We start from the raw sequence: 9,276 nt of genomic DNA on the forward strand, positions 1-9,276 counted from the left end.
CTGAACCGACCCTAACACTTGGCATACCAAAATTGGACGCCCCGAAATGACGCGCTCACGCGACCAGGGGTTTCCCGCTGGTCGAAGCGGGCTCAGCCGGAACGCCCCCCATTTGGCATACCAACCGGACGCACGGGGCGTCGCCCGGTTCCTCGGCCCGGCGGGCCGGGGACGGCGCCCCGGCCCGGGGCTCAGACCTCGGTCACCTTCCCCGCCGCCACCTCGACGCGCCGCGTCGTGCGCACGGCGTCCAGCATCCGCCGGTCGTGCGTGACCAGCAGGAGCGTTCCCGGGTACGACTCCAGCGCCGATTCCAGCTGCTCGATCGCGGGCAGGTCGAGGTGGTTGGTCGGCTCGTCGAGCACGAGGAGGTTGACGCCCCTGCCCTGGAGGAGGGCGAGGGCGGCCCTGGTGCGTTCGCCCGGGGAGAGGGTCGTCGCGGAGCGCGTCACGTGGTCCGCGCGCAGGCCGAACTTGGCGAGCAGCGTGCGCACCTCGGCCGGTTCGGTGTCGGGCACGGCCGCGCAGAACGCCTCCAGCAACGATTCCGTGCCGTGGAAGAGCTTGCGCGCCTGGTCGACCTCGCCGACCACCACGCCCGAACCGAGCGTCGCGTGGCCGGAGTCCAGCGGGAGGCGGCCGAGCAGCGCGGCGAGGAGCGTGGACTTGCCCGATCCGTTGGCGCCGGTGATGGCGACCCGGTCCGCCCAGTCGATCTGCAGCGACGCCGGTCCGAAGACGAAGTCGCCGCGCACGGCCCGCGCCTCGCGCAGGGTCGCGACGACCGAGCCCGAGCGGGGCGCGGCGGCGATCTCCATCCGCAGTTCCCACTCCTTGCGCGGTTCCTCGACGACGTCGAGCCGTTCGATCATGCGCTGGGTCTGCCGCGCCTTGGCGGCCTGCTTCTCGCTCGACTCGCTGCGGAACTTGCGGCCGATCTTGTCGGAGTCGGTGGCCTTGCGGCGGGCGTTCTTGACGCCCTTCTCCATCCAGGCCCGCTGGGTCTGGGCGCGTCCTTCGAGGGCGGCGCGCTTGTCGGCGTACTCCTCGTACTCCTCGCGGGCGTGCCGGCGGGCCCGCTCGCGCTCCTCCAGGTAGGCCGCGTATCCGCCGCCGTACAGGTTGATCTGCTGCTGGGCCAGGTCCAGTTCGAGGACCTTGGTGACCGTGCGCATCAGGAATTCGCGGTCGTGGCTGATGACCACGGTGCCCGAGCGCAGCCCGGAGACGTAGCGCTCCAGCCGTTCCAGTCCGTCCAGGTCGAGGTCGTTGGTGGGCTCGTCCAGCAGGAAGACGTCGTAGCGGGAGAGCAGGAGGGAGGCCAGGCCCGCGCGGGCGGCCTGGCCGCCGGAGAGCGCGGTCATCGGCAGGTCGAGCCCGACGGTCAGTCCGAGGTCGTCCGCGACCTCGGCGGCGCGCTCGTCCAGGTCGGCGCCGCCCAGGGACAGCCAGCGCTCCAGGGTCTCGGCGTACGCGTCGTCCGCGCCCGGGGCCCCGTCGACCAGGCCCTGGGTCGCGGCGTCCATCGCGGCCTGCGCGTCGGCGACCCCGGTGCGGCGGGCCAGGAACTCCCGCACCGTTTCGCCCGGCCGCCGCTCCGGCTCCTGCGGGAGGTGGCCGACGGTGGCGGTGGGCGGGGAGAGCCGCAGCTCGCCCTCCTCCGGCCGGTCGAGTCCGGCCAGCAGCCGGAGGAGGGACGATTTGCCGGCTCCGTTGACTCCGACGAGACCGATCACGTCCCCGGGCGCGACGACGAGGTCGAGTCCGGCGAAGAGCGTGCGGTCGCCGTGTCCGGCGGCGAGATCCTTGGCGACGAGAGTGGCAGTCATCAGGGTGCCGATCCTAAGGGCTGCCCGGCGCCCGACGACGTGCGCCCGTCAGCCGCCCGGGGTCTTCGCGGGGCCGGAGGAGGCTTCCGGCGGGGGCGTGCCGTGCTCGTGGAGTCCGGTGGTGATCCGGCTGCCGCCGGGGCCGATCCGGATCTCGAAGTCGCCGGCGTACTTCGCGTGCCCCTCGATGACCGCGGACTCCACGGCCTCCACGCCGAATTCGCGCCGCACGATCAGCGGGTCCTGGCGCAGGTCCCGCATCAGCGCCACGCACATGCCGATCATCACGAGGGTGAACGGCGCGGCGACCAGGATCGTCAGGTTCTGGAGTCCGGCGAGGGCGTCACCCTTGCCGTTGCCGATGAGCAGCATGATCGCGGCCACCGCGCCGGTGGTCACGCCCCAGAAGACGACGACCCACCTGGCCGGTTCGAGGACGCCCTTCTGGGAGAGGGTGCCCATGACGATGGAGGCGGCGTCCGCGCCCGAGACGAAGAAGATGCCGACCAGGATCATCACCACCAGGCTCATCGCCGTGGCGAGCGGGAACTGCTGGAGCACTCCGAAGAGCTGGGCCTCCTGGGTGGCGGCGCCGCCGAGCTCGCCCGCCTCCTGGAGGTGGATCGCCGTGCCGCCGAAGATCGCGAACCAGACCAGGCTGACGGCGCTGGGCACCAGGATGACCCCGCCGATGAACTGCCGGATCGTCCGGCCGCGGCTGATGCGGGCGATGAACATGCCGACGAAGGGCGTCCAGGAGATCCACCAGGCCCAGTAGAAGACGGTCCAGCTGCCGAGCCATTCGGCCACGTCGCCCGCGCCGGTGGCCTCGGTGCGTCCGGCGAGCTGGGCCAGGTTGCCGAAGTAGGCGGCGATCGAGGTGGGCAGCAGGTCGAGCACGATGATGGTGGGGCCCGCGACGAAGACGAAGACGGCCAGGAACAGGGCCAGCACCATGTTGGTGTTGGAGAGCCACTGGATGCCCTTCTCGACGCCGGAGACCGCCGAGGCGACGAAGCCGACGGTCAGGACCGCGATGATCAGGACCAGGAGTCCGGTGCCGGTCTTCTCCTTCCAGTTCAGTTCGTGGAAGCCGCTGCCGATCTGGAGGGCGCCCAGGCCCAGGGAGGCGGCGGAGCCGAAGAGCGTCGCGAAGATGGCGAGGATGTCGATCAGTCGGCCGACCCCGCCGTGGGCGTGCCGGGGACCGATGAGCGGCTCGAAGACGGCGCTGATCGTCTGCCGCCTGCGGCGCCGGAAGGTGCTGTACGCGATGGCCAGGCCGACGACGGCGTAGATCGCCCAGGGGTGGAGGGTCCAGTGGAAGAGGGTGGTGGCCATCGCCGTCTGCATCGCGTCGGCGGCGTCGGCGGGGTGGGTGCCGGGCGGTGGGGCGGTGAAGTGGGCGAGCGGCTCGCTGACCCCGTAGAACATCAGGCCGATGCCCATGCCCGCGCTGAACATCATGGCGACCCAGGACACGGTACGGAACTCGGGCTCCTCCCCCTCCTGACCGAGGGAGATGTTGCCGTAGCGGCTGATGGCGAGCCAGAGGGCGAAGACGACGAAGCCTGACGCGGTAAGCATGAAGGCCCAGCCGCCGTTGTGGATCAGGCCGTTGAGCATGGAGCTGGAGATTTCCTCCAGCGAGTCGGTGGCGGTGGCTCCCCACACCACGAAGGCGAGGGTGAGGACGGCGGTGACGCCGAACACCACCCGGTCCGTCCTTGGGTGCCGGTTGCGGTCCGGGTCTTCGAGGAGGTCCGCCGTCACCGGCAGATCACCCCGGCCGCCCGTTCTCTGTTCGTCCTGCGACACGAATGGCACCTTTCACGGAAGCTCTTTTTTCGCTCTCCGTAGGCAGTACCACACGCGGCGCTCATCTCATGGGATCAACAAGCGGTATCGGCTTGACCGTTTGTGAGGTGATATGTCGCCCGTCCGTCCAGGAGGAGGGGGACCAGACTGCGGGCCGACTGCCGCATCGGTACGTACGCTCCGTCACCGTCGCGCCGGAAGATGACGCCGTGCAGCACGAGTTCGTCCCCGACCTCGTCGAACTGCTCCCGGGTGAGCCGGTATCCGCACGGCGGGTCCTGGAGGACGCGGTCCGGTTCGGGCGTCTGGTTGTCGGCGCCGCCGAGGTGCACCGGCCCCCGGTCCCGGAGACCCTCCGCGCGGGACACCGCGGTGGCGGCCCCGATCCTGCCGCGGCGCCCGTCGGCGAACTCGAACAGTCCTTCGAGCGCGGTGAGTTGGGAGTCCACGCGGCGTCGCCGGTTGAGCGCGGGGTCGTTCTTCTCGGCCTCGCCCAGCGCGTCGACGCGGGATTCGACGAGGATGCCGACGGCGTGCTTGAGCCCGGAGGTGTTGCGCAGGATGCGTTCCTGTCCGTCGCCCGCGGTCTGCTTGATCGGGTCCCCGGTGACCGGGTCGGTCCAGATGCCGTAGACGCCGCTGCCGTATCCGGCCGCCGTGGCGGCGGGCCGTACGTAACGGTCGGCCAGGGTCCGCGATTCGCCGTGCACCCCGGCGGAGACGTTGAGGTTACGGGGCCACAGGACGAACAGGTCCTTGTCGTAGTACGGCGGGGTGGCGCCGTACTCGTGCAGGTCGTGGATGACATCGGGCTTCCGGTCCCGGACGACCGCCGCGACGGCCCGGGCCTCGGCGGTCCGCAGCGCGAGGTGGTCGCGGTTGATGTCGACGCCGTCGGAGTTGCCCCGGGTGTCGGCGGCGCGCCCGTCCGGGTTGGCGGTGGGGACGACGAGGACGTTCGTACGGGAGAGGAAGGCGCGGGTCGCCGGGTCCCGGGCGTACGCCAGGTCGCGGATGGTGGTCAGGCACGCCTCGCGGCCGGCCGGTTCGTCGCCGTGCTGACTGCAGATCAGCAGCACCGTGACGGCGGCCCGCCGGTCGCCGATCCGGACCAGCCGGAGCGGGCGGCCCCGCTCCGTCGTGCCGATCCGGTCGACGCGGACCCGGTCGCTGCCCCGGTCGACGGCGGCCAGGAAGGACCGCTCCTCCGGCAGACCGGTCCAGCGGGCCCCGCCACTGGTCTCGAAGCCGGTGCGGGGCGGGACGGTCACCGCCCCGGCCGGGGCGGTGACCAGGGGCACGGCCAGTGCGGCGGCCGCGAGCGCCGACAGCGCGCCGCGGCGGGCGGAGGGGATACGGGCGTTCGTGGGCGGGCGACCCGCGCGCATCGGCATGGGCGGAAGGTACCCCGGGCCACTCCCCGACGACAGGGGGCGTTCCCTCACGGGTCCGGGGGTGCCCCCATCGGCGGATCCGGCGTGATCATGATGCGAAAGCCCCTTGCCGTCGTGTCGGCCCCATGGCGATCGTGTGACAGCGTCCGTCGTGGACACGACCAGTACGGCAGTCGCTGCGTACTGTCGGCCCGACGGTTCGAAAGATCATTCGCCCCGACGACTTGGAGCACTCGTGCACCGCAGATTCATCGTCCCGAGCGCACTCGCGGTCTCCCTCCTGCTGGCGATCCCGGCCTCGGCCGCCGAGGACACCGTGGGCGCCCCGGGCATCGGCGATCCCTACTACCCGGCGAGCGGCAACGGCGGCTACGACGTGTCGCACTACGACCTGCGGCTGAAGTACCAGCCCGCGACCGACCTGCTGGAGGGCACGGCGACGATCCTCGCCACGACCACCCAGGAACTCTCCCGCTTCAACCTGGACCTCGGGCTGGACGTCTCCGAGGTGCGGGTGAACGGCAGGAAGGCCGCCCATGTGAAGAACGGCGAGCAGGAGCTGGAGATCACCCCGGCGGCCCCGCTGGCGAAGGGCCGGGCCGTCTCGGTGGTCGTGCGGTACGCGGGGAAGCCCTCCGAGGTGAAGATCAACGGCTGGACGTCCTGGGTGCGCACCCCGGACGGCGCGGTGGCCGCCCAGGAGCCGGAGTCGGCCGCCTGGTGGTACCCGAGCAACGACCACCCGCTGGACAAGGCGACGTACGACATCTCGGTCTCCGTCCCCGACGGCGTCCAGGCCATCAGCAACGGCACGCTCCAGTCGCAGAGTTCGAAGCTCGGCTGGACCCGCTTCAACTGGCGTTCCGGCAAGCCGCAGGCCACCTACCTGACGACGCTGGCGGTCGGGAAGTTCGACATCACCACGGACACCACGGCAAACGGGCTGCCGGTCGTCAACGCGTACAGCAAGGACCTCGGCGCCAACGACGGGGCGGCCCGCGCCAGCATCGAGCGGACCGCCGAGGTCGCCGAGTGGCTGACGGAGGTCTTCGGTCCGTACCCCTTCGACGCGCTCGGCGGTTACGTGCCGAACGTGCGGAGCGGGTTCGCGCTGGAGACCCAGACCAGGCCGTTCTACAGCCCGAAGCAGTTCGCGAACGGGTCGAACGTCTCGGTCGTCGTCCACGAGCTGGCGCACCAGTGGTACGGCGACAGCGTCTCGGTCAAGGGCTGGAAGGACATCTGGATCAACGAGGGATTCGCCCGCTACAGCCAGTGGCTGTGGTCGGAGAAGGAGGGCGAGGGCACCGCGCAGGAGCTCGCGGACTACACCTACGCCCAGCACCCGGCCGACGACCCGTTCTGGACCGTGAAGCCGGGCGACCCGGGCCCGGACGACCAGTTCGCCGCGGCCGTCTACGACCGGGGCGCGCTGGCCCTCCAGGCGCTGCGCAACGAGCTCGGTGACGACACCTTCTTCGAGCTGCTGAAGGGCTGGCCGGCCGAGCACGCGTACGGGAACGCGAGCGTGGGCGACTTCGTGGCGTACGCGGAGCGGGTCTCGGGCAGGCCGCTCGCCGGCTTCTTCGACACCTGGCTGTTCCAGCCGACGCGCCCGCAGGCCCCGGCCGCGGCCGGCGCGCACGCGCTGAACGCCCCGCAGCGGCCCGCCTCGTGGAAGAAGATCGCGGCGACGAACACGGTCCACGACCACCGCTGACCGTCGCGCGGTTGCGCTCCCGGTGCCGTCGCCCCGTGTCCCCGGACCGGGGCGACGGCGCCCGGGGGCGGGGCGGACGCGCCGGATAGGCTGGTGGGGCCGGTGCGGTCCAGCCGGCCACGACCGTTTCCGGCCCGATCCCCGCGTGTACGAGGAGCGTCCCTTGCCCGGCCCGTCCCATGGTTCCCCTCGCGACGCCCGTCCCACCCTGGAGGCCGTGGCGGCCCGTGCCGGGGTCTCCCGGGCGACGGTCTCCCGGGTGGTGAACGGCGGGGCGGGGGTGCGCAAACCGCTCGTGGAGCAGGTGCGCAAGGCGGTCGAGGAGCTGGGCTACGTGCCCAACCACGCCGCCCGGACCCTGGTCACCCGGCGCAACGGGGCGGTCGCCGTGATCATCGACGAGCCGGAGTCCCGGATCTTCTCCGATCCGTTCTTCTACCGGCAGCTCCGCGGCATAAGCCGTGAACTGGCCCTGTACGACTCCCAGTTGGTGCTGCTCCTGGTGGAGGGCAGCGGCGACTTCGACCGGGTCTCCCGTTATCTGGCGGGGGGTCATGTGGACGGCGTGCTGGCCTTCTCGATGCACACGGACGACGAACTCCCGGCGATCATCCGCCGGTTCCGGGTGCCCACGGTCTACGGGGGCCGACCCGGCCCGCCGGACGCCTCCCGCGAGGCGGTCGTCCCGTACGTGGACTGCGACAACCGCGGCGGCGCGGCCGAGGCCGTACGCCATCTCGTCTCCCTGGGCCGGCGGCGGATCGCGCACATCGCCGGGCCGCGCGACCAGACCTCGGCCCTCGACCGGATCGACGGCTACCGCGACGCGCTGCCCGAGGGGGCGCCGGAACTGCTCGCGGACGGCGACTTCACCGTCGGGGGCGGCGCACGGGCGATGGCGGAGCTGCTGGACCTCCGGCCCGCCCCGGACGCGGTCTTCGCCGCCAACGACCTGATGGCCTCGGGCGCCCTGCGGGTGCTGCGCGAGCGCGGGCTCGACGTGCCCGGGGACGTGGCCCTGGTCGGCTTCGACGACATGGCGTCGATCGCCACGACCACCGATCCACCGTTGACGACGGTCCGTCAGGACGTGGAGGGGATGGGCCGGTTGATGGTGCGGATGCTGATGCGGCTCCTCGACGACGGGGCCGGGGCCAAGGGCGGGGAGCAGGAGCCGGTGATCACGCCGACCGAGCTGGTGCGCCGGGACTCCGCCTGAGTGCGCCGCTGCGGACGGCCTCGCGGTGGGCCGCCCGCGCCCGGCGGGCGTACGGCAGATAGCGCAGCCGCTCGGGGAGCACCGGCACGACGTGCCGCACCACCGCGCACCACCGGCGCAGTCTCCGCTCCTGTGCGTCCGTCCACTCCAGTCCGATCGCCTCCCGGGCGTCCGGTGGCATCAGTCCGACGGTGACGAAGCGGCGGAACCGGGCCAGCGGTGGCAGCAGCACCGGCCACAGCGCCCTCAGCAGCAGTCTGACCGGCAGCGGGCCGCGGTCCGGCGGCGGTACCGGCCGGTCGGTGGCGACCAGCTCCTCGACGACGGCGTTCGTCCCGATCTCGTCGGCGAGCATCTTGCGGTAGTACGGCCAGAACTCCTCGATCGTCTGCGGCATGTCCCGGTCGTGGATGCCGAGGATCCTGCCGACCTGGAGCCACTCCCGGTAGAGGGCCCGCTCCTGTGCTCCGGTGAGCGGGCGGAGCAGGTAGCGGGCGCCGTGCTGGTAGACGGGGAAGCCCGTGGCGTGCACCCACGCGTAGTTCGCGGGCGACAGCGCGTGGTAGCGGCGGCCACGGGCATCGGTGCCCTGGATGGTGCGGTGCAGGGCGCGCAGTCTGCGCCCCTCCTCGGCCGCCGCCTCGCCCCCGTAGACCCAGAGCTGGAGCGAGTTCAGGGAGCGCTCGCCGCGTCCCCAGGGGTCGGTGCGGAAGACGGAGTGCTCGTCGACGCCCGCGCCGACCGCCGGGTGGGCGACCTGGAGGGTGAGGGCGGCGGGCAGCATCAGCAGGGCCCGGACGTCGCCGGACAGGCTCCACAGGACCCCGCCGGGCGGGGGCGGCGCGGGGGTCTCGCCCCGTACGCCTCTCGCGTCCCGTGCGATCCGCTCGCCCTGTGCTGCTTCGCTGCTCATGCGGTGCTCCCGAGGGCCGGTGGGGCGGGGGTTCCTCGTCCCGCCCCCTGTGATCCAGTATGCGATCGGTCCGGGACGGGCGTGCACGGGGCCTCGTGCCCCGGGCGGAACGGGCGGCGGGGGGGGGGGGGGGGGGGGGGGGGGGGGGGGGGGCGGCGGGGGGGGGGTGGGGGGGGGGCGGGGCGGGGGGTGGGGGGGCGGGGGGGGGGGGGGGGGGGGGGGGGCCGGGGGGGGGGGCGCCGGGTGGTCGCTCCCCCCGGGGGCTGCGCGCCCGCGGGGGGGGGCGGGGGGGCCGCGGGGGCCCCCCCCCCCGCGGGGCCCGGGCGGGGGGGGGGGGCGCCCCCCCCCCCCTCGGCGAGGTCGCCGTCGCCGATGTCGTCGAC

Annotated in this window: 6 protein-coding genes; 2 read left to right on the top strand and 4 right to left on the bottom strand. The window is 72.8% G+C overall.

From position 1 onward, the window contains the following. Positions 1 to 191: 191 nt before the first annotated feature. The 3 genes from ACFYW1_RS37645 to ACFYW1_RS37655 form a co-directional block, all read right to left on the bottom strand. Positions 192 to 1,829, bottom strand: a complete 1,638-nt coding sequence (locus ACFYW1_RS37645) for an ABC-F family ATP-binding cassette domain-containing protein (RefSeq protein ID WP_351836709.1) — start codon at positions 1,827 to 1,829, stop codon at positions 192 to 194. 48 nt (positions 1,830 to 1,877) lie between these two features. Next, positions 1,878 to 3,647 (bottom strand): BCCT family transporter, encoded by a 1,770-nt coding sequence (locus ACFYW1_RS37650; RefSeq protein WP_389004099.1) that lies wholly within the window; start codon positions 3,645 to 3,647, stop codon positions 1,878 to 1,880. 74 nt (positions 3,648 to 3,721) lie between these two features. Continuing rightward, the gene (locus ACFYW1_RS37655; protein WP_389004100.1) at positions 3,722 to 5,041 is read right to left on the bottom strand and encodes a M14 family metallocarboxypeptidase; all 1,320 of its coding nucleotides are present in this window, start codon (positions 5,039 to 5,041) and stop codon (positions 3,722 to 3,724) included. A gap of 235 nt (positions 5,042 to 5,276) precedes the next feature. Here ACFYW1_RS37655 and ACFYW1_RS37660 point away from each other — a divergent pair, with 235 nt between their 5' ends. Both ACFYW1_RS37660 and ACFYW1_RS37665 read left to right on the top strand, forming a co-directional pair. Further along, a complete protein-coding gene (locus ACFYW1_RS37660) occupies positions 5,277 to 6,761 on the top strand; it encodes a M1 family metallopeptidase (protein ID WP_389004102.1) in 1,485 nt (494 codons plus the stop codon). A 163-nt stretch (positions 6,762 to 6,924) separates the two neighbouring features. Next, positions 6,925 to 7,980, top strand: coding sequence for a LacI family DNA-binding transcriptional regulator (locus ACFYW1_RS37665; protein ID WP_389004104.1), 1,056 nt, complete (start codon positions 6,925 to 6,927; stop codon positions 7,978 to 7,980). Here ACFYW1_RS37665 and ACFYW1_RS37670 read toward each other — a convergent pair. Further along, complete coding sequence (locus ACFYW1_RS37670; protein WP_389004106.1) at positions 7,943 to 8,893, bottom strand: oxygenase MpaB family protein; 951 nt, start codon at positions 8,891 to 8,893, stop codon at positions 7,943 to 7,945. The genes ACFYW1_RS37665 and ACFYW1_RS37670 overlap by 38 nt on opposite strands. Positions 8,894 to 9,276 lie beyond the last annotated feature (383 nt).

It is taken from the genome of Streptomyces sp. NPDC002669 (assembly GCF_042889165.1).
Taxonomy (GTDB): domain Bacteria; phylum Actinomycetota; class Actinomycetes; order Streptomycetales; family Streptomycetaceae; genus Streptomyces.